This is a genomic window from Ligilactobacillus agilis DSM 20509 (genome assembly GCF_001436215.1).
Classification (GTDB): Bacteria; Bacillota; Bacilli; order Lactobacillales; family Lactobacillaceae; genus Ligilactobacillus; species Ligilactobacillus agilis.
In genome coordinates this window covers 1014-25707 of sequence record NZ_AYYP01000060.1, presented here as the reverse complement: position 1 = coordinate 25707, position 24694 = coordinate 1014, and the positions used below count along the sequence as shown (strand labels likewise).

General features: G+C 40.3%; 22 protein-coding genes, 4 tRNA genes, 1 pseudogene and 1 riboswitch. Of the genes and pseudogenes, 8 read left to right on the top strand and 19 right to left on the bottom strand.

From position 1 onward, the window contains the following. Positions 1–151: 151 nt before the first annotated feature. From FC14_RS06790 to FC14_RS06775, 4 genes are all read left to right on the top strand, one after another. Complete coding sequence (locus FC14_RS06790) at positions 152–1165, top strand: lactonase family protein (protein ID WP_056976986.1); 1014 nt, start codon at positions 152–154, stop codon at positions 1163–1165. Between the two features lie 95 nt (positions 1166–1260). Then, a riboswitch (PreQ1 riboswitch) is annotated at positions 1261–1305 on the top strand. Positions 1306–1311: 6 nt separating this feature from the next. Beyond that, entirely contained in the window at positions 1312–1794 is a 483-nt protein-coding gene (locus FC14_RS06785; protein WP_056976985.1) for a QueT transporter family protein, read from the top strand. A 12-nt stretch (positions 1795–1806) separates the two neighbouring features. Then, positions 1807–2037: a DUF2829 domain-containing protein gene (locus FC14_RS06780; RefSeq protein WP_050611233.1), complete on the top strand. Its 231-nt coding sequence runs from the start codon at positions 1807–1809 to the stop codon at positions 2035–2037. Further along, positions 2033–2794, top strand: coding sequence for a 3-oxoacyl-ACP reductase (locus FC14_RS06775; RefSeq protein ID WP_056977080.1), 762 nt, complete (start codon positions 2033–2035; stop codon positions 2792–2794). Before FC14_RS06780 ends, FC14_RS06775 begins: the two co-directional genes overlap by 5 nt. Positions 2795–2862: 68 nt before the next feature. On the opposite strand, the gene mgtE is transcribed toward FC14_RS06775, so the two are convergent. Genes mgtE through yjbM form a run of 4 tightly spaced genes read right to left on the bottom strand, consistent with a single transcriptional unit; the run spans position 2863 to position 6599 of the window. Then, positions 2863–4227 carry a magnesium transporter gene (mgtE, locus tag FC14_RS06770; RefSeq protein ID WP_056976984.1) on the bottom strand — a complete coding sequence of 455 codons (1365 nt, stop codon included), beginning with the start codon at positions 4225–4227 and terminating at the stop codon, positions 2863–2865. Positions 4228–4242: 15 nt separating this feature from the next. Continuing rightward, positions 4243–5136: an RluA family pseudouridine synthase gene (locus FC14_RS06765; protein WP_056976983.1), complete on the bottom strand. Its 894-nt coding sequence runs from the start codon at positions 5134–5136 to the stop codon at positions 4243–4245. Further along, a complete protein-coding gene (locus tag FC14_RS06760) occupies positions 5126–5944 on the bottom strand; it encodes an NAD kinase (RefSeq protein ID WP_056976982.1) in 819 nt (272 codons plus the stop codon). The genes FC14_RS06765 and FC14_RS06760 overlap by 11 nt, the downstream gene beginning before the upstream one ends. A 13-nt stretch (positions 5945–5957) precedes the next feature. After that, positions 5958–6599 (bottom strand): GTP diphosphokinase, encoded by a 642-nt coding sequence (yjbM, locus tag FC14_RS06755; protein WP_056976981.1) that lies wholly within the window; start codon positions 6597–6599, stop codon positions 5958–5960. Positions 6600–6763: 164 nt separating this feature from the next. On the opposite strand from yjbM, the gene FC14_RS06750 reads away from it, so the two are divergent. Then, the gene (locus FC14_RS06750; RefSeq protein WP_235804522.1) at positions 6764–7402 is read left to right on the top strand and encodes a DsbA family protein; all 639 of its coding nucleotides are present in this window, start codon (positions 6764–6766) and stop codon (positions 7400–7402) included. Between the two features lie 49 nt (positions 7403–7451). Here FC14_RS06750 and pepF read toward each other — a convergent pair whose 3' ends face one another. From pepF to spxA, 4 genes are all read right to left on the bottom strand, one after another. After that, the gene (gene pepF / locus FC14_RS06745) at positions 7452–9260 is read right to left on the bottom strand and encodes an oligoendopeptidase F (protein WP_056976979.1); all 1809 of its coding nucleotides are present in this window, start codon (positions 9258–9260) and stop codon (positions 7452–7454) included. 43 nt (positions 9261–9303) lie between these two features. After that, entirely contained in the window at positions 9304–10221 is a 918-nt protein-coding gene (locus tag FC14_RS06740; RefSeq protein ID WP_056976978.1) for a competence protein CoiA, read from the bottom strand. 172 nt (positions 10222–10393) lie between these two features. Beyond that, a complete protein-coding gene (locus FC14_RS06735) occupies positions 10394–11152 on the bottom strand; it encodes an adaptor protein MecA (RefSeq protein WP_056976977.1) in 759 nt (252 codons plus the stop codon). Positions 11153–11268: 116 nt separating this feature from the next. Beyond that, positions 11269–11670 carry a transcriptional regulator SpxA gene (gene spxA / locus FC14_RS06730; RefSeq protein ID WP_056976976.1) on the bottom strand — a complete coding sequence of 134 codons (402 nt, stop codon included), beginning with the start codon at positions 11668–11670 and terminating at the stop codon, positions 11269–11271. A 348-nt stretch (positions 11671–12018) separates the two neighbouring features. Between spxA and FC14_RS06725 the strand changes: the two are divergent. Continuing rightward, a pseudogene (locus tag FC14_RS06725) lies at positions 12019–12571 on the top strand (M15 family metallopeptidase). A 145-nt stretch (positions 12572–12716) separates the two neighbouring features. Here the strand turns inward: FC14_RS06725 and cls are convergent. From cls to nrdD, 3 genes are all read right to left on the bottom strand, one after another. Then, complete coding sequence (cls, locus tag FC14_RS06720) at positions 12717–14261, bottom strand: cardiolipin synthase (protein ID WP_056977079.1); 1545 nt, start codon at positions 14259–14261, stop codon at positions 12717–12719. 66 nt (positions 14262–14327) lie between these two features. Then, complete coding sequence (gene nrdG / locus FC14_RS06715) at positions 14328–14930, bottom strand: anaerobic ribonucleoside-triphosphate reductase activating protein (protein WP_056977078.1); 603 nt, start codon at positions 14928–14930, stop codon at positions 14328–14330. Between the two features lie 14 nt (positions 14931–14944). Next, positions 14945–17104, bottom strand: a complete 2160-nt coding sequence (gene nrdD / locus FC14_RS06710; protein WP_420890263.1) for an anaerobic ribonucleoside-triphosphate reductase — start codon at positions 17102–17104, stop codon at positions 14945–14947. Between the two features lie 213 nt (positions 17105–17317). On the opposite strand from nrdD, the gene FC14_RS06705 reads away from it, so the two are divergent. After that, on the top strand, positions 17318–17881 hold the full coding sequence (locus tag FC14_RS06705; RefSeq protein WP_050612527.1) for a TIGR01440 family protein: 564 nt from the start codon (positions 17318–17320) through the stop codon (positions 17879–17881). Positions 17882–17952: 71 nt separating this feature from the next. Here FC14_RS06705 and FC14_RS06700 read toward each other — a convergent pair whose 3' ends face one another. The 4 genes from FC14_RS06700 to FC14_RS06685 form a co-directional block, all read right to left on the bottom strand. After that, positions 17953–19254 (bottom strand): ammonium transporter, encoded by a 1302-nt coding sequence (locus FC14_RS06700; RefSeq protein WP_056976975.1) that lies wholly within the window; start codon positions 19252–19254, stop codon positions 17953–17955. A gap of 210 nt (positions 19255–19464) precedes the next feature. Next, a complete protein-coding gene (locus FC14_RS06695; RefSeq protein WP_056976974.1) occupies positions 19465–21114 on the bottom strand; it encodes a phosphoenolpyruvate carboxykinase (ATP) in 1650 nt (549 codons plus the stop codon). A 174-nt stretch (positions 21115–21288) separates the two neighbouring features. Beyond that, on the bottom strand, positions 21289–21891 hold the full coding sequence (locus tag FC14_RS06690; RefSeq protein ID WP_056976973.1) for a nitroreductase family protein: 603 nt from the start codon (positions 21889–21891) through the stop codon (positions 21289–21291). Positions 21892–22055: 164 nt separating this feature from the next. After that, positions 22056–23081, bottom strand: coding sequence for a YeiH family protein (locus tag FC14_RS06685; RefSeq protein WP_056976972.1), 1026 nt, complete (start codon positions 23079–23081; stop codon positions 22056–22058). 108 nt (positions 23082–23189) lie between these two features. On the opposite strand from FC14_RS06685, the gene FC14_RS06680 reads away from it, so the two are divergent. After that, positions 23190–24062 carry a LysR family transcriptional regulator gene (locus tag FC14_RS06680; protein WP_056976971.1) on the top strand — a complete coding sequence of 291 codons (873 nt, stop codon included), beginning with the start codon at positions 23190–23192 and terminating at the stop codon, positions 24060–24062. A 287-nt stretch (positions 24063–24349) separates the two neighbouring features. On the opposite strand, the gene FC14_RS06675 is transcribed toward FC14_RS06680, so the two are convergent. From FC14_RS06675 to FC14_RS06660, 4 genes are all read right to left on the bottom strand, one after another. Further along, positions 24350–24433 (bottom strand) — tRNA-Leu (locus FC14_RS06675). 5 nt (positions 24434–24438) lie between these two features. Further along, a tRNA-Cys gene (locus tag FC14_RS06670) sits at positions 24439–24509 on the bottom strand. Positions 24510–24528: 19 nt separating this feature from the next. Continuing rightward, positions 24529–24600: transfer RNA gene (locus FC14_RS06665), tRNA-Gln, on the bottom strand. 16 nt (positions 24601–24616) lie between these two features. Then, positions 24617–24689, bottom strand: a tRNA-Gln gene (locus FC14_RS06660). Positions 24690–24694: the final 5 nt, after the last annotated feature.

Below are 24694 nucleotides of genomic sequence, written 5' to 3'. Positions count from 1 at the left end.
ATCCACCTCAACTTTTTATTTCCCTTCTATTTTACAATAAAATTCATCTTCCTTACACCTTTAAGACTTGTACCAACAAATATTAAAAACCGCTGTCATTTATGCTATACTATTAGTGTTGACAATTCAATTCGAAAGGTGTGTTATTTCTATGCAAGAACCTGTTTTATTCGGAACTTATACCAAAAAAAGTAGTCACGGTATCTACCGGGCTTTCCTAGATACTGAAACCAAGACACTATCCAAACCCGAACTTTTTTTAGAGGTTCAAAACCCTACCTACCTCACCTTAAGTCCCCAAAAGACCTTACTTACCATTTCAAGCCAGGAAACTTTGGGTGGAATCTCTAGCTACAATGCTACTAACCAAGCCTTGTATAATGAAGTCTTATTTGACGGCCCTAACCCATGTTACGTTTCCCTAGACGAAGACCGCCAATTAGTGTACAGCGCCAACTACCATAAGGGGGAAATTCTTAGTTACCAACTAGCTGCCGACCAAACGCTAACCTTAGCGGACAGGGTTGTCAAAACCGGCAGTGGTCCCTTACCCGAACAGACTGCCGCCCACATGCATTACAGTGATTTAACTCCTGATAAACGCTTAGTTGCCATTGATCTAGGGGCAGACACTGTTTATACCTTCGACGTTGATTCTACTGGAAAATTAACGGAAGTGGCTGCCCTTAAAGTCCCTGCCGGCTTTGGACCACGCCACCTAGTCTTCGCCCCTAATAAACAATATGCCTACTTAGTTGGTGAACTTAGCAGCCAGGTAGCTACTCTTCGTTACCATGATGATGGCCACTTTGACTATCTAGGTGCACTTAAGACCATCCCCGCGGACTGGACAGAACATAACGGCGCTGCCGCTATCCGGTGCTCACAAGACGGTAAGTTTGTTTACGTTTCTAACCGGGGTCACAACTCCCTGGCAGTTTTCACAGTTCAAGCAGACCACAGCCTAACCCTAAGTCAGTTAATTTCAACTGCCGGTGAATTTCCGCGGGATTTTGCCCTCGACCCTAGTGAACACTTTGTCGTAGTCGCTAACCAAAACACCGATAATGCTAGCCTATACGAACGTGATACTACCACTGGGCAACTAACCTTACTTCAAGCAGATATCGCTTTACCAGAAGGCGTCTGTGTTTGCTTCGAATAAAAGTAACTTCCAAAAAGTCCTAGCTTCAAAAGTTAGGGCTTTTTTCTACTTGCTTAGAGAATATTTATTTGCTATGATAATAGCCGTTATTTACTAACACAGTGGTTCGCAATTATCCCACTAAAAAAAACTAAGGAGCGTTTTTCATGAAAAAACTTACATTATCTGATTTAGTAAAAGCCGGTGTAGTGGCGGCTATTTACGTAGCCCTCACCTTGGTTAACCCTTTAAGCTACGGGGCTGTACAATTTAGAATTTCCGAATTTCTAAATAACCTTGCCCCCTTCAACAAGCGTTATGTTTGGGCCTTAACCATCGGCTGTATCATCGCCAACCTCAACTCACCATTGGGCGTTTATGACGTTATCTTCGGTTCACTTGGAACATTAGTTATGACTGGGCTTAGCTACTTCTTAGCTAAAAAAGTCAAGTCAGTTCCTGCTAAATTAGCTATTACCGTCATCATCTCTACCCTCATGAGTTGGAGTGTGGCTTTAGAACTTTACCTGTTAACCGATGCTCCCTTCTGGTTTACTTATCTCACCGTTGCTTTAGGTGAATTTGGAGCTTGTTTACTAGGAGCAGTTATCGTTTGGATTTTAAATACTAGAATTGATTTAAGTAAGTAAACGGAGGCTTTTATGACATTTGAAGAAGTTTTACCCCAACTAAAGGCGGGTAAAAAAGCCGTTAGGACCAAAGGCTGGTCCGGCTTTGAAGAATATATTTTTGTAGTTAGCGCTGATACTTATCAAGGCCAAGCAGTTAATCCTTATCTTATGATTAAGACTAAGGAAGAACCTAGTCTCTCCCAGTACATGCCTACTTCGTGTGACGTCTTGGCTGATGATTGGGAGCTAGTCAATGATTAACTCTTATCCCGACCTGACTAAAAAGGTGGTAATCATTACTGGAGTGGCCTCTGGCATCGGTTATGCCCAGGCCAAAGCCTTTCTTACTAACGGCTGCCAAGTTTTCGGGCTGGATAAACAGACCACTGCCAAGATTACTGAGTTAACGGCAACTTTTGGCAATAATTTTTCTTTTAGTCAAGTTGACGTCAAAGAAGAAGACCAGCTAGAAAAGTTCGTTAAGTTAGCCCAAGCTAAGTGCTCACGGATTGATATCTTGTTAAATACCGCCGGAATTTTAGATGGCTACTGCCCTAGCTTAGAAACCCCGCTAGCTTTTTTTGATGAAGTGATTGCAACCAACCTCCGGTCTGTCTTCATCTTAACTAACCTAGTCTTACCCCAAATGTTAAGCCAAAAACACGGGGTAATTATTAATATGGCTTCAATTGCTGGTTTAGTAGCTGGCGGTGGTGGGGCAGCTTATACCACCGTTAAACACGGGATTATTGGCTACACTAAACAATTAACCTATGACTATGCTTCAGTCGGGATTCGCGCAAACTGCATCGCTCCCGGAGCAATTAACACCCCGATGAATGCCGCTGACTTCGCAGGTGATGGGGCTATGGCTAAAGAAGTTGCCGCCTCAACCCCTGCCAAGCGTTGGGCTAACCCTGAAGAAGTCGCCAACCTTAGCCTCTTTTTAGCTAGCCAGTCTGCCGACTATATTCACGGCAGCGTACTTCCAATCGATGGTGGTTGGTTAGTGAAATAACCACAATAACGCCCGCAAACTCACATTTACTCGTAAGTTTGCGGGCATTATTTTTGCCTATTTTTAGTTTAAACCATCCATTTCAAAAATACCTGGACTAAGCCAAAGTATAATATCACGGACGAAACGTCACTGACGGTGGCAATCAAAGCCCCAGGAACCACGGAAGAATCAATCCCAATCCGATCCAAGCCCCACGGAACTAGACAGCCCAACAAATTAGCAGTAGCAATCGACAACATCAAGGCTAGGCCTAGCACTAAGCCTAAAAGGTAGTTATGTTGCCACCAACCAGCAATTAGAGCAAAAACTAAACCGGAAGCTAGCCCCACTAGGAGTCCTGCCCAAACCTCGGCCAAAATTAGCTTTCCAAAGCTTTCTGACTCGTCTTCCTTATTGGTTAACCTTCTAGCGGCCACAGCTAAACTCTGGGTCCCAGCATTACCAGCTGCCCCCATAATCATGGCGATGAAAATAATCAAGGTACTGTCATCTTGAATCAGAGCTTGATAATGTTCAATCACGACAGCCGTAGCCAAGCCTAAAATCAAAAGCCCCAAAGACCAAGGCAACCTACTCCAAGCCGCCCTAAAGGGATTAGCCGGTGTATTTTCAACATCGACTCCCGCAAAGCCAGAGTAATCTTCTGCCGATTCCTCATCAATGACATCAATGATATCATCGACGTTAATAATCCCAATCAAGGTGTCGTCAAAATCGGTTACGGGCAAGGCTAAGAAATTATAATCCCGAATAGTTTGGGCAACTTCAGCTTGGTCTTCATTAACCCTAACGGACATAACGGGAGTATTCATGAGGTCACTGATTAAAACGTCGTCATCATTAGTCAACAAATCACGTAAGGTCAAGACCCCTTGGAGTTTATTTTCGTCTTCAATCACATAAATATAGTAGATGGTTTCAGCATCTAAAGCTTCTTTTTTTACAACCTGCAAAGCCGAACGGACCGTTTGGTTGGCGGTGATAGCTACGTATTCAGTAGACATAATGGCCCCAGCCGTCTTATCTTCATAATGTAACATCTCGCGAATCTCATTAGCAGCTTCTTGAGGCACATGATGTAGGTATTCATTTAAATCCTGTGGGTCCGCATAAGCTAAAATATCTACGGCGTTATCCGTATACATTTCATAAATAACTTCCCCTGCATACTTCAAGGGCATCTCTTTGAAATAACCAACCACATCTTGGGGCTCTTCTTCAATCGCATTAAACATGTCCCCAACTTCTTCAGGGGTTAAATAGCGATACAGCCTCGCACGTTGAGTCTTATCTAGGTCTACAAAAATTTGTGCTTGCTCATAAACGTGTAAATCTAAATAAGCCTCCCGAAAGGCTGTCGCTTTTTGCTTGGTTAATAGTGCCTTAATCTCTGTTTCTCTATCATGTGTTGTCATATTTGTTTCAACCATGATGTTATCCCTCTTTTATCTGTTTTTTTCAATATAACCTTGCATATCTGCCGGCAATTCGCTAACAAATCGTAGCTGTTTTTCCAAGAAAGGGTGATAAAAACTTAACTGCTGACAATGCAAGGCTTGGCGCTGAAGCGGCAGCTCTATATTCCCACCATACAATTCATCACCAACCAATGGGTGCCCCAAATACTGACTATGCACCCTAATCTGGTGTGTTCTACCAGTATGTAACTTAACCTGGCACAAGGTGGCTTTTCCTAAGCGGTGTATAACTTCAAAGTCCGTTAACGCCGCCTTACCATCGGCGGCTACTCCCCGTTTCATTGTACTGGTTGCCAAGCGTGCAATTGGCTGGTTAACCTCTAACTTAGTCCAAGTAACTGATCCTGTCAAAAGCGCCCAGTAACGTTTATCAATTTCATGCTGACGTAGCTGTTGGTCTAATAAAGCATGTGCTAAGCGGTGCTTGGCAAATAAGACCAAACCAGATGTATCCCGATCTAACCTAGTAGCCACGTGGGGAATAATCCCTTGATATCCTCGCAAGTCATAATAACCAGCAACTCGATTGACCAATGAATCTACCGGATGCAACCGCGAAGGAATAGTCGCCACCCGGGCAGGTTTATCTATTACCAAAAAATCTCGATCCTCATAGATAATCTTTAAGGGGACATAGGATTTAGCTAGACTTTGCTTGCGATTTTTTTCGACCGGTAACCGTAGCCAAACTTGATCGTTCGGGTAAAGTTTATCCACAATTCGGCCGGATTTGCCATTAACTTCCACTTGCCCATTATCATTACGGATGGTTGCTAGCAAGCGACGCGATAATCCTTTTTGTTTTAAAAACGTCTTTAGCTTTATCGGGGCTTGTTCTTGGTAAGTCCACTTAATCTCCATACTCGTCACCTATAAATGCCTCTTGGACTCGGTGCCAAAAATGAGTGTGGCGGTACTTCGCAAACTTAATTCGTTCCTTGGCAATCTTATACCTTATTTGGCGGATATTATGATCATGGTAGCTGTTAGAATCGACGGTCAACAATAAATCCTGCTTATTTTCTCGACTAGCCATTGGTTTTAAAGTAATCCAATCATTCGACGCAATAATCATCGGCGAGCTTAAGGTACGAAAGACCTTATTATTGATGGAACTAATTTCTGCAATTTGCATTACTTCCATATCAGGATGAACTACCGCTCCCCCGACAGATTTATTATACCCCGTCGACCCAGTCGGTGTAGAAATACATAGACCGTCTCCTCGGAACCGTTCAAATAATTCGCCCCCAATATAGACGTCGGTGACCATCGTCGAACTAGCACGCTTTAAGGTTGATTCATTTAAGGCTAAAAAACGTTGCGGTCTATCTTGATTATTATAGTGAACCAACACGTCCAATAACGGGTAAGATACCGATTGCCGATTATCGGACTGTAAACTGATAACTAAGTCATCAATTTCATCATCGCGCCAATCAGTATAAAAACCTAAATGCCCCGTATGGACCCCTACAAACCGGATTGTTTCCAATTGCTGGCGATAATGATAAAAGGCAGATAGCAAGGTCCCATCTCCACCAATAGTTACCACTACTTCTGGAGTAACCTCATCAATTATAAAATGCCGTTCTTGAAATTTTCTAGTTAACTTTTGTTTCACAGCTTGGGTTTTCCGCCCCATATTGGCAAAAATTGCGACTCTCATTTTTCAACCCCTATTATTTATCGTCTTCTACTTTTGGTTTTTGTTTCGTCTGAAATAAAACTTGGGCCTCTTTAATTTCTTCTCTAATATCAGACATTTCCTTGTCTAACATGAAGGCAGCTTCTGCAGAACGTCGCAAGCGCTCTGCTAGCTCTGGCGGAAATGCCCCTTGATATTTGTAATTTAGGTAATGTTCAATCGTTGCCCAAAAATTCATCGCTAAAGTTCTAATTTGGATTTCCGCTTTAACAACCCTTTGTCCGTCCAATCTCTGAATAGGATAGGAGATTACAATATGGTACGAACGGTAGCCACTTGCCTTTTGATTAGCGATATAATCTCTTTCCTCGAGCACTTGCATATCATAACGCTGTTTCAAAAGCTCTACTACTAGGTAAATATCTTCAACAAATTGGCACATCACCCTGACACCAGCAATATCTTCCATATCCTCTTCCAAGCGGTCAAGGCGAATATTGCGCCGTTGCATTTTTTCAACGATACTAGCAATGGGCTTAACTCGTCCAGTTACAAATTCAATCGGTGAATGTTGTCCTCGTTGTCGATATTGATTTCGTAATTGACGTAGCTTTAATTTCAATTCAGCGACGGTCTGTTCATATGGTTCTAAAAATTGTTGCCAATCTTCAATCATAGGACATCCCACCTTTCTGTACCTATCTAGTTTAACACAATTCCTAGCATAATTGATTACTTAGCTTTTTAAGGGCAAAAAAATTGCAAAAATCATTTATTTTGTTAAAGTATAAGTAGAATTAAACTAACGGTATTAGTTTGGAGGTATTGATTGTGTTAGAAATGTATCTGTTTATTAACCCGCTTGGGGCAGTGTGCTACCAAGCAGAACAAGATATTTTAACCCTGGTGGCACGATCAGATAAACAAATTAACTTTAGGTTCATCCCACTCCTAACCCTCAAAACGGTTACTAGTGTTATGAAGACTCACCACATTCCCCTAGGCGATTTAGAACAAAGAAATAAGCTTGCCAAGGAATTGTATCAAGCTGCGCTCGACTGTAAAGCTGCGCTGTTCCAGGGCAAGAAGAAAGGCCGAGCTTTTTTACTGTACATCCAACAAGCCTTCTTAAATTCACCAACTAGCTATAACGAAGCCTTAGCCCTTAGTGCTGCTAAGGCCTGTAAACTAGATGTCGATATGTTTCTCGAGGACCGTCAATCAGAGTTTACGGAACACCAATTTCAACAAGACCAACAGCTAGCTGCTAAAATGAACGTCACAGATCACCCTACCTTGGTTTTATATAACTTGGAAGGCTTTGATTGTGGGGTAGCAGTCACAGGCTGCGATTCCTTTGATGTCCTTGAAAGTATTATCCATGGCAACATCCCCCGGGAGTTAATCTTAGAACATCAAACTCGCCAAAGACTGCACCCTCTTAAGAATCAAAAAAAATCTAACCTACCTCCTTGTTAACTAAATAGCGAGCCCTTACTTTACTAGTAAGAGCTCGCTATTTATTATGCTATTTGAGTAATAAACCCTCTAATTGATTCAACCGCTTTTCAAATACTTTAAACGCCTCTTGCAGGTAGGCACTTTCTTCCATATTTACCCCAGCTTGTTTCATAACTTCAAGTGGGTAGTTAGAACTACCCGCTTGAAGATAGTCTAGGTAAGCAGTTAACTTAGCTGGGTCTTTGCTTAAAATATTTTGGGAAAGGGTTGTTGCCGCCGCAAATCCCGTCGCATATTGATAAACATAGAAATTATAGTAAAAATGAGGAATCCGGGCCCATTCATAGGCAATTTGCTGGTCATTAACCACGGCCGAACCATAATAATGTTGGTTTAATTTACCATAATAATCGGCTAACTTTTCGGCTGTTAATGCCTGGCCACTAGCCTCTTGTTCATGTAGCCATAACTCAAATTGGGCAAACTGAGCTTGTCTAAACACGGTTCCCTTAAACCCATCTAAATAATGATTTAAAACGTAAGCCTGTACTTGCGGATCTTTTTGCGTCTCCAACAAATATTGGGTTAGCAAGTTCTCGTTAGTAGTTGAGGCAATTTCTGCTAAAAAGATGGGATAATCTCCGTACTGATAAGGTTGGTTATGCGTTGTAAGGTAAGTGTGCATACTGTGACCCATTTCATGTACAAGTGTAAATAAATTATCTAAATTATCTTGCCAGTTTAATAAAATATACGGTGCAGTATCATATACCCCGGAAGAGTAAGCTCCACTTCGCTTACCCTCATTTTCAACCACATCAATCCACCGACTAGCATAGGCTTCTTTCACGTGTTCTAAATAGTCGTCACCAAGTACCGCTAGCGCCTTTAAACTTTCTTGCTTAGCTTCCTCGTAGGTATAAGCTAAGTTGGCTTTACCTGTAAGGGGAGTATACAAATCATACATATGCAATTCGGTTAGGCCTAAGACCTTTTTTCTCAATTCAACATATCGGTGTAACAATGGTAGGTGTTGTTCAACCTGTTCCAGTAAAGTGGTGTATACTTTAACCGGAATGGAATTACTTGCCAAGGCCCGTTCTTGGGCTGAATTATAACCACGTAATTTAGCTTCAAAATTATGCATCCGCACGTGGGTAGCTAATGTAGTGGCCAGGGTGTGTCTAAATTGATGATAGACTAGGTAAAGCTTTTCAAAGGCCTCTTTTCTTACTTCCCGGTTTACGGATTCTAATAATTTTCCATAAAGTCCCTGTGATAGTTGAACTTTATTCCCCGCTTCATCACTAACTTGCGCAAACTTAAAGTCGGCATTGTTTAGTACCCCAAAAATATTTTCGGGCGCTCCTAAAATATCACTAGCTCCCGCTAACAAGGCTTCTTCCTTGTCACTTAAAATATGGGCTTTTTTAGCTAATAGCACCTCCAATAAATGTTGATACTGCTGTAACTTAGGCTCAGCCTGTAAGTAAGTTGCAACCGTTTCTTCGGATAAGGCCAGCAATTCTGGTTCAAACCAAGCTATCTTAGCGGAGACTTCCGCCACTAACTTTTGAACCCGTGTGAATAACGCTTGATATTCAGCGTTTTTAGTATCTTGATCATTTTTCATGCTAGCATAGACATAGATTTTCTCCAAGGCACGGTCTAAGTCTAACCACGCTTCTAAAGCTGTCAATAACGTTTGGGCACTTTGTCCTACTTGGCCTTGATAGGTTAAGAAAGTTATTACTTGTTGCTCTAACTCCGTAACAGCGGCATCAAATTCACCACTATTTGCAAAAATCAACTCTAAATCCCAAGTTAATTCTACGGGAACTTCTTTTCTTTGGGGTAATTTTTTTACCTCAGTCATCCAATCACTTCCTTAGTAATAATTAGCTTCATTTTAGCAAAAGCTAGGTTAATTGCAAGCCGCCGCTAGCAAGGTGGGGGTTTATTCTAACGAAAGGAAGCAAATATAAACTATCTTTTAACACTGCTTGGGTATCCTGGTAATCTAATAGCTGAAAGCTCCTAAGTACCAATAAGAGCTTACGATAAAGGGGCGGGTGGTAGCTATCTATAAAAATTTGTTTAGGCAAATCAGCTAGTGTTAACCCCTTGGTATAACAGTAAGCCCGCAGACTCGCTAGGGATTTACTGCCATAATATATTTGTTGTTGAAACTTGTATTCTTGGGTCATAATCTGTTTAGCTGTTAACGGATAATAACAAATTTCGTGCCGTGCATGCAAAAATGCTATTAGTTCTTGAAATGAGTAAGCATAGTGGCGCAAATATTTTAGTGGCAAAAAATCGGCTTGCTGAATAGCATAGTCAATTTCAAAGCGCTTGCGTGCAATGTCTAAAAAAAGCAGATAAAAGCCCAAGTTAGGCGCCCAGTGCATAAACATTGCATTTTGTTGAGTTAAGCGCCCCTTTAAAAAATAGCGCTTACCTAAAATCCAAATATAAGCTAACCTCCCTTGCTTATAGCCCCTGGAGCGGTAGACCAACTTTTGAAATGAGATAGGGGCACATTGATATTCAAATGCAACTAGACCGCAACCAGCTTTTTGTCCCAAAATATCAGGTCGTTGATGCAACTCACTCTGGTAAGCCTCGTATTGAACCTGCCAGCCGGCCTGCTTTAGCTCGTGATAAATAAATTTCTTACCTTCCAAATGTTCGTCGCTTTCTCCTTCACTAAATAGCTGGCAACCATGCCTAGGGTGAGCAAAGTGGGCAACCTTTTTTAACCCTCGCTTTAAAATTAACTTTTCATGACAGCCTGGGACAATAATAGCTATGGTTCTTTTGAGCTTGATTGGCACTTACTAAAAGTTTTGCCTCGGTTTGCGCATACAACATAAAAAACACCTCCTACTTTTATAGTTCGCAAAAAAAGTAGGAATTAATCTTTTTTTCGTTATTCTTAAGATAATCTTAAACATACTAAAAGCAGGCCTGCTAACCCTAGCAGACCTGCTTTGAACTTAGTAGACTTTAACCAAAGTAACCGCGCGCAATTTCTAAAGCATTTCTTTTCATAATTAATCGTGCCCGCTCCTGGATTACAGCAGCAGAAAAAGAAACAACTTCTCCGTACTCATAGGCAATCGCTAAAATATCTTTGATTTCATTTTCATTGACTTGATCAACAAAAAAGATTAACTCTAAATAATATTTATCGTCATACTTATACAAGTTAGATGCAACCCCATCTACATCTAGTTCCTTGACTAGTTGGATGAAGTCTTCAAAATTGGCAAACGATACTAAGTAACGCTTTTGCATGTTACTTTGATCATCTAAGTAATCCGACTTAGCTTGCAAGCGTTTAGTTTCACTATCATTGGCAGTCAACATCTTACTCTCACTCTTTTCTAAGGCAGCACCTAACTGCTTTCGGATAAAATCCGTGATATCATCCGCATCGCCTAAGTCATTAATATCTACCTGTTGAACCCGTTTGCCTTTTTTTTCCAATTCTTTAAGTGGAGAAAATGGTTCTTCATCACTATCTGGATCCATTTTGGTGATAAATAATTCCAAGCCATTAAGGTTAGGCATTAGCTGAAAAGTCACCGCGTCAGTTTCACGAAATTCATGCTCCGTATCTACCTCATCTAAGATACTATAAAAAAAGCTTTCTATTTCCTTTTGGTTTCCAAGTAAGTCAAGGACGGTTATCCCACGTTCGGTTAAATCATCGTTTTCAAGCGATACTTTAATCGTATTCTCGTTGATTTTCTCCATTTCCATTAGTGGTCACCCCTTCTCTCAAAACTAATCAGTAAAAAAAGTTAAATACTGATACTCCCCTTTATCATAGCAGAAAAGCGTAAAAAAAACCACCCATTGATATGGGTGGTTGCTCTTTAATAGAATCCTGCCAATTCCTGTGCTTTTCGTAATTCCAGCGCCCGCACTTCTCGTGGTAAGAAACGCCGAATTTCATCTTCATTGTAACCCACTTGTAGGCGTTTATCATCCATGATGATAGGCCGCTTTAAAATGCCAGGGTTATTCTGAATCAACTCAAACAAATCTTTTAATGGGAGTTCATCAATTTCAACGTGTAAATCTTGATAAATTTTAGACCGTTTAGAAATAATTTCTTCCGTTCCATCTTCGGTCATTTGCAAAATTTGTTTAATTTCGTTAACCGTTAGCGGTTTGGAAAAGATATTTCTCTCAGTAAAAGGAATATCGTGTTCTTTTAACCAAGCGCGTGCTTTACGGCACGATGTACAACTTGGTGATGTGTATAGTGTAACCATAAAAATCGCTCCTTTACAGTTAAAACCTAACCTTTTATCGACAATCTTTTCTACACGTCTTATTATACATCAAATTTCAAAAAATTAATACCTTCTCCCTAAAAAAATTTATGGCTTGTTGAATGTTTTTTTGACTATAAATCTGTAAATCATTATTATATCAAGTCTTAAACTAATTGACCGGCTAATGTTTCCTTGCGGGGTTTTTCACAAAAACTTATTTAATCAATAGCAAAAGTGTATATTTTACACAATTTTAACTAATTGGTTAAAGTTACACTTGTTAAGTTTGCTGGCTACCTTGTAAAATATTTATATAATAAAGAAAACGTTTTAGAAGGAAAATATATGCAGACACAGTTATCTGACTTTGTTAACTTACAAACACTCACTGAAGACCTAATCATCGAATTAGCCTATGCTACCCCTAATAATTTCACCGGCCAAGTGGTATATGATTTTACTACCGCCATCGCCCGGAGGGGTTCTGTCCAAAAATTAGCTGAAGCTAGCAAAATTTTGAAAAAGCAGGGTTATCGCATCAAGGTCTGGGATGCTTACCGTCCAGTCTCCGCCCAATTAAAGCTCTTCGAGATTTATCCAGATCCCACCTTTGTTGCTAAGCCCAACCCCAACTTCAGCCACCAAAAAGGTGTTACCTTTGACGTTACTTTAACTGACTTAGCAGGTAAAGAACTAGTAATGCCAACAGCTTTTGACGACTAAAGATAAACGATCTTCTAAGCACCTCTGGAGTCCTGAAGCATTAGCTAATTACAACCTCCTCAATGATGCCATGACCCAAGCAGGCTTCATTGGTTATCCTAACGAGTGGTGGGATTTCCGTGATAGCCAAATGGATGAATACGGCCCCTTAAGCGCTAACCCTAACGATTACTAATCCGTATAAAGATTAAAATAACCCCAACTTAAAAACGCTAGAAACCAAGCACTTGATTTCTAGCATTTTTTGCTCTTTCCTATAGTTCTATTCTGAATCCTGATTTCTATTAATCTGCCATTATTAAAGCAGCACTACTGACTAATTACAATAAAGGCGCAATCGTTTTAGTCAACGCACCAACCACCTTGGTTGTCACCGGCTCTTGTTGGAGGCTTGCCAATGTAACTGGGGTTGACTTGGCCTTAGTTTCCTCAAAATCAGCGGCAATCGCTGGAATGCAATCCGTCTTATACATAAAGGCTGCACATTCAAAGTGGTGGTATAAACTACGATAATCGAGGTTAATTGTTCCCACCACCGCTTTTTTATCATCGGCCACAAAAACCTTAGCGTGAACAAAGCCGGGGGTGTAAAGATATATCTTAACCCCCGCTTGTAACAGCTGCTTGAAGTGCGTTTTGGCTAAAGCATATGGGATAGGTTTATCTGGAATTCCCGGCAAAATCAACTCAACATCCACCCCGCGTTCAGCCGCAAAGGTCAAGGCCCGCTCCATTTTACCATCTAGAATTAAGTAAGGGGTCATAATGTGAACGTAGTTATGCGCCCGATTTAAAATGTCCATGTAGACATTTTCAGCAACCTTTTCTTCCTCTAGGGGAAAATCTGCATACGGAATCACGTAGCCACTCGTTTTGGCTGGCACTTTACTTTCAACTTCTAGGTACTTAGAAAAATCCACTTCTTTTTCGGTAATATTCCACATCTGCAAGAATAACTGGGTGAAGGTCTTAACCGCCTTTCCTTCAAGCATAATTGCGGTATCTTTCCAATGACCAAAACGTTCTAGTTCGTTGATATATTCATCAGCCAGGTTAACTCCACCCGTAAAGGCAACCTGTCCATCGATTACTAAAATTTTACGGTGATCCCGGTAATTATAGTAAGTAGAAACAAAGGGGTGAATAGGTGAAAACATCTTGGCTTTTATACCCAATTTAGCTAACCGTTGCGGGTAATCAACACTCAAGGTGGTAAACTCACACATCCCGTCATACATTACCCGAACTTCTACCCCCTCTTTAACCTTTTGGGCTAGAATTGCTAGAATTTCACCCCACATCTTTCCTTCAGCAATAATGAAATATTCCAAAAAGATAAACCGCTTGGCTTGCCGTAACTGGTGAAGCATTTCCTTAAACTTCGCTTCTCCGATTGGAAAATAAGTCACCTTCGTATCTTGATAAACAGGAAAATTATCATTAGTTCTTTGCAAATACTTGGCTAAACCGTAAGTATCAGCGTCTTCTAACTTCAGTTTTTTCAACGCTAAATTGTCCTCGGTTAGACTGTGCTTACTTTCGGCAACCAGCTGCCTAATTCGTTTACGTAATGCCCGGTGCCCGATATCACTTTGCGTATACATAAGTAATACCGAGCCAAATAAAGGGACTACCGCTATTAGTAATAGCCACGTTGTTTTAGCACTGGGATCAATCTTGCTGTTGACTAAATATAGCATCATTATAAAATCAAAAACTACTACTGCCACCGTATAGTGGGGAAATTCTTGACTAAACCACTTGAATAAACTAAAAATCCATACCAACTGTAACAGTAACAACAAAACTACTAGCCCTAAGCGACTAAATAAAATGCGACCAAGCCCGTTTTTTTGCTTAGTCAGCAACTGAATTTCATGTTCCTTCACTACACTCACCTCTACTTATATTTTAGCCTAAATATAAGTGGATTAAAATTCCGCTTGCCATAAAATTGGCTGCCGGGCTTTAAGCGAGGCTGGTACAGCAATTATTCGTTGGTTCGCAGACCCCCGGAACTGTAGGGTTAAATCTTTTTGCGCTTCCAAAAAACGACCGTCAACCAAAACATCTAGGTAACTCAAAAGCTCTAGTTTATCGGCAGATTCTTTTTGCAACTCTTCCCAGGTGTAACCACTCCAAGACCAAATATCCTTTTGGTGTCCGTATTCAGCCCGGACCCTCTTCACCAATTGAAGGCAAACTTGTGTGTTTAAGAAAGGCTCTCCTCCCAATAAAGTAAGCCCTTGAACATAAGACTGGCCTAAGTCGGCAATAATTTGGTCTTCTAAGGCCTTGGTATAGTCATAGCCGTAGTTAAAATTTTGGGCCACCTTGTTATAACAACCAGGACAGGAAAACTTGCAGCCACTAACATACAAGCTACACCTTACTCCTTCACCATCAACAAAGTTAAACGGCTTGTAGTCTGCAATTTTTTGCTGACTTAAATTACTTGCCAACCACTCTTTAGGCTCCGGATTGCGCGGCAATCTAGGGGCTTTAGCTCTAGCCTGTAAGTCTTTGCACTTCATTTTCACTTCAATCACTATTCTTCCCTCATTTCAGGACTTAAGTTTTTAGCCCGTGATGCAATTTCGACATGGCGACCGTGAACCATTGGCCGTTGCAAAGGATTACCTAGGTAACCACAAGTCCGCTTGACACAATCACAAGTTTTAGGGTCATGGTTGCCACAAGTTGGACACTCAAACCCCCGTGCGGTTGCCTTAAATTCCCCTTCAAAGCCACACTTATAACAACGGTCTATTGGCGTGTTGGTCCCTAAGTATCCGACCTTGTCATAAGCAAAGTCCCAAACAGCTTCCAACGCCTTAGGATTTTGTTTTAAGTTAGGATACTCACAATAGTGAATAAAGCCCCCGGCTGCATAGCGAGGATAGTCCATTTCAAAGGTTAACTTTTCAAATGGGCTTGGATGTTTTCTGACGTCATAGTGGAAACTATTAGTGTAGTATTCCTTATCCGTCACATCCTTAACCTTGCCAAACTTTTGCAAGTCTAGGCGACAAAAACGATCAGTTAGTGACTCACTTGGAGTTGAATAAACACTATAATGATAACCGGATTCCTTTGACCATTGCTTGCAGGCCTGGGCTAAGCGTCTTACAATTTCAACCGTAAAATCATGTGCTACTTGGTTATGCTCCCAGTTAGGGCCATAAAAAGTAGTCGCAACTTCATACAAACCAATATATCCTAGCGAAACCGTGGCCCGTTCGTTTTTAAACAACTCTGATACTGACTGATTAGGTTTAAGCCGCTTTCCAAATGCCCCATATTGATATAAAATCGGAGCATTTTCCGGTTTAGCATCTAAGGTCCGTTTTACCTTAAAGGCTAATGCCTCCTTAGCAAGTGCGACCTTTTCTGCGAAAATCTGCCAAAAAAATTCTTGGTCTCCTTTAGCAAACAAGGCAATCCGCGGAAGGTTAATGGTTACCACTCCTAAGTTCATCCGCCCTGAGTTGACCTCTTTTCCATTTTCATCGTGCCAGCCTTGTAGAAACGACCGACATCCCATTGGCGCCTTAAAACTGCCAGTAATTTCCTTAATTTTGTCATACATTAAAACGTCTGGATACATCCGCTTCGTAGCACATTTAACGGCTAGTTCCTTAATATCATAATTAGGTTCCCCGGACTTTAAATTAAGTCCCGCCTTAATTGTAAAAACTAATTTAGGAAAAATAGCGGTCCGTTTTTCCCGACCCAAACCAGCAATTCTAATCTTCAGAATAGATTTTTGAATTTCTCGTGCTATCCAAGAGGTCCCCAAACCAAAGCCAAGGGTCGTAAAAGGAGTTTGTCCCTGTGAGGAAAAGAGCGTATTAATCTCGTACTCTAGCCCTTGCATCGCATCATAGATATCTTTTTTGGTCCGTTTTCTCGCAAATTCAATTTGCTTTGCTTCAGTGCTGATATATTCCTTAGCTTCAGCTAAATGTTTTTGATAATTCTTTTTAGCAAATGGTTCTAAAACCTCATCGACTCTATCAGCAGAGCAACCCCCATACTGACTAGACGCAACGTTAGCGATAATTTGTGCCATTTGCGCTGTGGCAGTTTGAATCGAATGCGGGCTTTCAACCTCCGCATTCCCAATCTTAAAACCGTTGGTTAACATTTCTTTAAAGTCAATTAAACAACAGTTAGTCATTGGACTTAACGGCGTATAGTCCAAGTCATGGTAATGAATATCACCACGCAAATGAGCCTTGGCTACGTGTTCGGGCATCATCTTTAAGCCTAATGTCTTTCCCACCGTTCCGGCAGTCAAATCTCTTTGTGTATTAAAAACCCGACTGTCCTTATTAGCATTTTCATGCACTAAGCGGGGATCATTAGCTTGCAATTTCTCTAGCCGCACCTTGGGGTCAGTCGCCTCTTGCCACTTCACTTGCCGTTCTTGGTAGACCTGATCGTACTTGGCTACTTCATCGTCAAAGCCATTTTCAAGTAAGACCTGCCTAAAAATCGCCCTCATTTGCTTAGCAGTTACAACCTCTTCAATCCCTAAGGCTTGGAACATTTGACTTAATAAGAAATTTTGGTCTGCCTTTAATCCCAAAACATCCAATAAATATTCCAACTTATACAACATGAAGGGCATTTCTTCACCATCACACTTAATAAATTTGGTTGGCAAAATTAAACCTGTAACCACTTTCTTTGTTTGTACTTCCATGATTATCATCCCTTCAATCAATCAAAACTTATTTCTCCAAAAAATAATTACCACAGTATATTCTATACCACCAGACTAACAAACACAATATATTGTGTAAATAAAATAAAAATCGCACAATATATTGTATAAAATTATTACCGCAATATTTTATACATTCTGCTTGATTAAGGTTATAATGGGGAATAAGTAAGTAGGAAAGAAGGTCTTTTGATGACACTTGACTTAGAAAAAATCAAAACCCAAGTCCAGACCGGTTTAAAAGAATTGCTGGCTCAAGCTAACCTTGAAGCCGGGGACATTTTTGTACTAGGCTGCAGCACTAGTGAAATTCAAGGAGAACATATCGGTAAGGACTCTAATATTGAAGTTGGACGTACCGTAATTGCTGCCCTCCTTGAAATCTTGCGTCCCTTACAAATTAACTTAGCAGTTCAAGGCTGTGAGCACTTAAACCGCGCTCTAGTGGTTGAAAAAGCGGTTGCTAAAGAAAACCAGCTTGAAATAGTCACCGTCTACCCATCACTTCATGCAGGTGGGGCCGGTCAAATCGCTGCCTTTGAACAATTTACAGATCCAGTTGAAGTAGAACATATTACCGCCAAAGCTGGCATGGATATAGGCGACACTTCCATTGGCATGCACGTTAAATTCGTGCAAATCCCGGTTAGAACCTCTGTTAAAGAAGTCGGGGCAGCCCACACCACTTACTTGCGCTCCCGGCCTAAATTAATTGGAGGCAAACGAGCTAAGTACGAATGGAATCCGTTTAATTAATCGCAACAAAAAGAAGTCTGTAATTCTTACTACCAAGAACCACAGACTTCTTTTTTGCGATTAGCCTAAATTTAATTGTACTTGTTAGTCAAACGTTCAAGTTGCCCCCTAAACTCGTGAGGGTAACGCTCAATCGTATGCTGCTCATCTACCAAGTAGTCTGCACGTTCCCCGTGCTCGCTTCTATCTAAGCCAACCAATTCTTCTTCTTGACTTACCCGCATCCTAATTATTAACCTTAAAGTTGGAATTAACAGCAAGCACATCAGGCTAACAAACCCAATGGTTACTAACGTCCCTAAAAGCTGCACACCTAACAAGTGCCAACCTCCACCATAACATAAGCCATTCTCACTAATGGTCGGGTTAACGGTCTTAGTTGCAAATACTCCCGTTAAAACGGAGCCAACGATTCCCGACACACCGTGACACCCAAACGCATCTAGCGGATCATCAAAACTAAGTTTGGGTTTCACATAGGTAACAAATACAAAGCTGACTAGGCTACATAAAAAGCCAATCAAAACAGCACCAACGCTAGTTACATACCCCGCTGCAGGTGTAATACCAACTAGACCACACAAAGCCCCTGTACAAACTCCAACTAAACTCGGCTTACCACTTAGATAGATATCCAATCCCATCCAAGTAAGCATCGCAAATGCCGCTGCAACCGTCGTGACTAAAAAAGCGTTAACCGCTAGGCCATTGATTCCTAAAGCAGAACCGGCATTAAAACCATACCAGCCAATCCAAAGAATGGCGGTTCCACATAAAACCCACGGCAAATTATAGTGGCTAGTCTCTTTTTTTAGCCGTTTGCCAAGAAAAAGAGATAATAATAAGGCGGTAATGCCGGCGTTAATGTGGACCACAGTCCCCCCAGCAAAATCTAGCACCCCTAAGTTAGCTAAAATTCCCTTTGGAGACCAAACCATGTGAACTAGGGGATAATAAATTAATATCGACCAACCAACAATAAATGCCAGTAGGTAATTAAATCTCATCCGACCTACGATTGCCCCCACAAATAAAGCGGGCGTAATCAAAGCAAACATCATTTGAAAACTTAAGTAGGTACCGGTATCTAGACCTTGTTTAGGCAAAGTTACCTTACTTAAATCCAAACCACTTAAAAATGGATGTTGCAGTTTACCAACAATTCCAAACAGATTGCCAGTAAAACTTAAATCATACCCAAAAGCTATGTAAATGATAACCGCTAACCCACAAATAATAAACACAGATAACATTGTGTTAACAACATTTTTCTTAGAAACTAAACCACCATAAAAGAAGGCCAAACCCGGAGTCATAAAGAACACTAAAATCGTCGAAATAATAATAAATGTCGTATTGGCTTCGTTTAACATCGCAACCACTCCTCTCTTATGTCAGGAATTATAACTTAGTTTTAATTTTTTACTACTAAAAATTAGGTTTGTTAATACTTTTTTAATATTTAAGTCGCTAATATTCGGGTTTTAAGTCGCTATATCTCGGTTTTATGTTATTAAAAGTTACACAAAAAGGGTATCTCTATCAATCAACTTAGATAGAGATACCCCTTACTAACTTTTACTTTAAGCTAACGCTTGTAACAAACGCTCTAATTCAGTTAAAATCTCTGCTGGTAAGGTATCAGTAGGATGTGCTTCGTTATAAGCCTTGACCCAATCACGTCTAATTTCTAAGCGAGTCTTCAACTTCAACAAGTAATCTTGGTCAGTAAAATCAACTGGATAACCTTCGATTGGCAGGTAGGATAAATCTTCTAACTTACCAAACTGTTGCCAACCTTCTTGTTCGTTAACAACCGCTTCTAAAACGCCTAGCGTTACTTCTTTATTAATATCAATTCCATTAAAGGCAGCGGTATTAACAATGTAACAAGCCACGTTACGTTTAGCAAATAGCTCTTTAAAATCATGATAGTCTTCTGAAAGTGAATAAGCCCTAAACGGATCCGCGAATGGTTCAATTACTAAGGCATTTTTATCCGCAGCACCAACTACATTTTCGGCGTTAGAACGTTTAGTAGCCAGCGTAACCCCAAAAGTCGCCGCTGCAGTTGGATTTTCTAGCCTTACAATCGGTGGTAAACTATCATCCTTCATAATCCAAAAGATAGCGTCCATCGGACTAGCCTCTTTATCAACCCGATTTAGAGATGAGTAGCGCGACTTAATGGTCCGCCCATTACCATTCCGCAAATCTTCTGTGACTAATACCTTTTTGCCTTCCTTGTTAAGCGTTACCCCGACATTCATTAACGTCGTGAAGTAAGTCGTTTCCCTGGTACCAGGTAGGTAATCATTAGTTTTGTCAAAGTATGCTGGTTCTAGTGCTACTGACGAACCGTCTTGACGTGAAATTACAAATGCATCATCATGCAAGACGGTAATATCATACTTACCGCCATGCTTGGCATGAGTTAGCGTTGATTTACCTGAACCGGATAAGCCATAAAAAGCAAAAACTTTATCAGGCTTGTCCTTGAAGTGAAAGGCCTTAGCCCCACCGTGACAGGCTGTATAACCATTACGGTGGGCGGTTGCCCATGCTAAGGTTAGCGTTCCCTTCTTAAATTCTCCAAAGTAACGTAACCCTAAAACAGCAGCCACATTGTGCTTAGCATCAATAATTACCAAGCCATTAGGATACTTGTCATCTTGCCATTCTGGGTCTGCATACAGATAGATATCCCCTTCTGGATACTGTTTTGAATTAGCATATAGTTCTTGATACTCTTCGTTAATTGCTTGGAAATTAAGTAGATACGACAAGAGGTTCATCTCAAAGCCAACTGGAACTGCTAAATGAGCTTTAAGCATAAAGTCCTTATCTAGTCCCACCACCACTTGGGTTTTATAGAATTTACGCTTGGAACCCTCGTAGAGTGCATCCCGCAAAACCTTAATTAGCTCTTCAGAGTCTTCCTTAGGGTCACCTATTAAATGACGTGCAGCTGCGGTTCTCCCTACGACGGCCCCATGATTATCTACCAGCATTTTAGCGTCTGCCGGCAAACCTAATTCAGTTGTATGTATAATTGGCAAATCTGTTACAATTGTCGTTGGATTAGCAGCGGCTAATTTATAAGCAGTCGTCACATCATTGACAGCAACCATATTATTAGCATAAAAGGCTGTCTCAACAGTCGTTCTAACTTGTGAAAAAATCGGGTTAGCTTTTCTAATTTCCGTTTCAGCAAAACATCCTTGCGTACTCATCACAACCACTCCTAACTTTTACAGTCTTAATATAAAACGTTTTCAATTATTATTTTACCACATTTTATCGAAATTTTTATATTTAAACTAAAAAAGATCCTAAGAATATTTCTTAGGACCTTCTTATTTCCGGTCAAATACCGGTAAAAAACTTATTTAATTAAAGCCGCACTATTATTCTTCAACGCGGAAGCGGTCTTCATCTGCCATGAATTCTTTTTCACCAGCAGGGGCTTCAATAGAACCAAATGGCATTTGGGCGCGTAACTTCCAGTTAGCAGGAATATTAAATTCCTTAGCGATCATTTCATCGATTAATGGGTTGTAGTGTTGTAATGACGCACCAACGCCTTCGTTAGCCAAGGCAACCCAAACTGCTTGTTGAGCCCCACCAATAGCTTGTTCTGACCAATCTTGGAAGTTAGCAGCGTACAATGGGAAGTTTTCTTCTAAATTCTTAACAACATCTGTATCTGTGAAGTAAAGAATAGTTCCAAAACCTGCTCTGAAAGTAGCAATCTTTTCTTGAGTCTTCTTGAAAGCTTCTTCGTTAGGTACTTCAGATTCAAGCCGTTTTTCAACGATATCCCAAACCTTGTTTGACTTATCACCAAATAAAATTACGGCCCGAACAGTTTGGCTATTAAAGGCTGTTGGTGAGTGCTTAATTGCATCCTTGATTACTGTTGCTAATTCGGCTGGACTTTGCTTAACATCTTCACCTAAAGCATAAATTGAACGACGCTTCTTTAAATCATTAATAACTGAATTTGACATTTTATCTCTCCTCTGTATCTGTCTTTTCTTAACTATGTTTTTATTATAACACTTATTTTTAGTAAGTAAATATATTTTTCATACTTTTTGTAATTTTTTTACAGAAGCTTAAAAATAGCCGGTCCTTTCACGGAGAAAAAACCGACTATTTATACTAGATTAGCTTAAAAAAACAGTTTACTTACAATCGTTACTAACACTAAAAGTGCAGTCGAACTAATAAAAGCTGCCGCAAAAACACTGCGCCCTCTTTGAGCAATAACTCTAAAGTTAACGCTCATCCCTAAAGCTGCCATTGCCATTCCCAAAAATAGGTACGCAGCTTGAACTAAGAAATCAAGCATAGCTTGGTTAAATGGCAAAAATGTTCCTGCCACACTCGCTAAAATGAAGCCTCCCATGAACCATGGAATTGGGAGTTTCTTTTTGGCTTGGCTCTGATTAGTAACCTTACTTGTCTTTTGATACCAAATTCCAACAATTAAAGCCACAGGCGCCAATAATAAGACCCGTGATAATTTCATCAGTAAGGCAGCCTGCAAACTTACAGAACCACCTGCACCACCAGTAGCAACCGCGTGAGCAATTTCATGTAAAGAGCCTCCCGCTACCGTCCCAAACTGAGTTGCATCCAAGCCCAGTAGTGGCTTTAAGAAAATTTCAACTAGGGTGAAAAAGGTTCCCATTACGCAGACCACAGCCACTGCTAAAACTTCGTTTTCTCGTTTCCGTTCAGCAGATAAATCCGAGTCCTCTAACTGTGGTGAAACCCCCATAACGGCTGCAGCACCACAAATTCCGCATCCACAGGCTGTCAGTAAAGCTAGTTCCTTTTCAGCCCCAAATTTATGACAGAGATAATAGGTTAAACAGATTGTAAAAGTTACTATCACTATTGCTAAGGTGATTGTCTTAACCCCAGCGTTAATTAAGGTCATCAAGTTTAACTTAAATCCCAACAAGATAATCCCTAATCGCAAAAATTTATTTGAGATAAAGCCTATCCCGCCTTTAGTCTCTGCCACCACCTTAGGGCTAACTTGTAAGAACATTCCTAACAATAACGAAATTACCAGAGCACCTATTAGACTGAGGTAAGGTAATTTGGATAAAAACAAGCCCCCTAATGAACAAATCAAGGTGGTTAAAATTGCCAACCAAAAACTCTTAGTTTTAACTAATTGCGCCATCATTTTCCTCCTCATTTTAATTACTAAAATAATCTTAACAGAAAAATTGTATAAGTAAAAATAATGAATTAAGATATATACATAAGTAAAAATTATGGAAGTGTGAAAATGTTAGAACAAAAATACCTTACTTTTATTAAAGTGGCACAGCTAGGCTCTTATACAAAGGCGGCTAAACAACTCTTTATCAGCCAACCAGCCGTTTCACAACAACTTACTAGTTTGGAAAATGAATTAGGTGTTAAATTATTTACTTACCACAACCGCCAGTTAAAATTAACTTGCGAAGGGGAAAAACTACTCACTTATGTCCAGTCATTAAAGGTTCAGACTGATAAATTCGTCACTAACCTGCACCATCCTAGCAGCTTGCAAACTAGCTTAGCCATCGCCACAACTATGTCACTTGCAAATGAAATTACCCCTAATATTATCGCTAAGATTCAAGCAAATAATACCTTTACAAAGCTTAACTGTAAAATTGCTAATACTAAACTCTGTCTTGAGTCAGTTCAAGCAGGTAAAGTTGATTTTGCCCTAATAGAAGGCAATTTTCCCAAGGAAAAATTTTCCAGTCACATTATTACTGAAGAAAAATTTATCCCCGTCTGTTCACCCCTGCTTGGTCTTAACGCTAAGCAAACGTACCGCTTCAGTGATTTACTTGACTATCCCATCATTTATCGCGAAGCAGGATCAGGTTCATATAATATTTTCAAGACCATTTTAGCTTCCCGCAACATTACTCCCAGTGACTTTAAATTTAACTACCAAGTTGGAAGTCCCACCGCCATTAAGGCATTGCTCTTAAAGGGATTAGGAATCAGTTTTATCTATCAAACTGTTGCTAAACAAGAATTAGCTACTAAGCAGTTAATCCCACTTAAAATTGAAAACCTGAATATTACCCATCCAATTTATCTCGTTTATAGTAAAAACTCTTATTTTGCCAAAGATTACTTAAATATCCTAGGTCTATAGCTAAAAATAGCATTCAGCCATTTCACTGACTGAATGCTATTTAGTTTGCTGTTCCTTTAGCATCTTTCTCTACTCCGTCCGTTATTAAAAATGTCACCAGTTACTACTAGCAATTATCTGTGGACAACTTTTTGGACAACTATTTTTTCAAGAATACGAAGCCAGTCAAAATAAGCAGATTGCAAATAAATTGCAAATACTTCACGATTTCTAACTGTTTTTAACTGTAACTGCAAAGAAAAAAGCCCGATTTCTCGGACTTTACTGTTTCTAACGGTTTCTAAAAATACCGGTGATCGGGGTCGAACCGATACGTCCCAAGGGACACTAGATTTTGAGTCTAGCGCGTCTGCCAATTCCGCCACACCGGCATAAAAGGCGGTAACCGGATTTGAACCGGTGATAAAGGTTTTGCAGACCTCTGCCTTACCACTTGGCTATACCGCCATAAATAACCAATAAAATACTGGGGTAGCTGGATTCGAACCAGCGCATGACGGTACCAAAAACCGTTGCCTTACCGCTTGGCTATACCCCAAACATACTATAATTCATATTAGGTAGTTGGATTCGAACCAACATATATGGAGTCAAAGTCCATTGCCTTACCAGTTGGCTATACCAAATATGAA